This window comes from Klebsiella sp. K47, assembly GCF_051858335.1.
Lineage (GTDB): Bacteria > Pseudomonadota > Gammaproteobacteria > Enterobacterales > Enterobacteriaceae > Klebsiella > Klebsiella pneumoniae.
The window spans coordinates 1-213 of the sequence record NZ_JBPYUI010000549.1; the positions used below are offsets into that span (position 1 = coordinate 1).

A 213-nucleotide genomic window follows, 5' to 3' on the forward strand; every position below is an offset into this window, starting at 1 on the left:
GATGCAGGCTCAGGCCAGGCGCGATCAGGTTGCCGAGGCGCTGGGGATGGCCGTGGATGCGCTGCCGCCACACTTCCAGCTCCTGCTGCGCATCGGCGAGCGGGAATACCTGGTCGGCGAAGCCCTGCTTAGAGACGAGGAATACCAGCTGATCGCCAGGCCGCTGCCGGCCATCCACAGCCTGCACAATGCCGCGCAGCTGATCGTCAGCCG

1 protein-coding gene is annotated in these 213 nt (G+C 67.1%); it reads left to right on the forward strand.

All coding sequences use genetic code 11. From position 1 onward, the window contains the following. Positions 1-213: hypothetical protein (locus RRF55_RS29165; protein WP_439419474.1), on the forward strand; the 213-nt coding region annotated here is incomplete at both ends.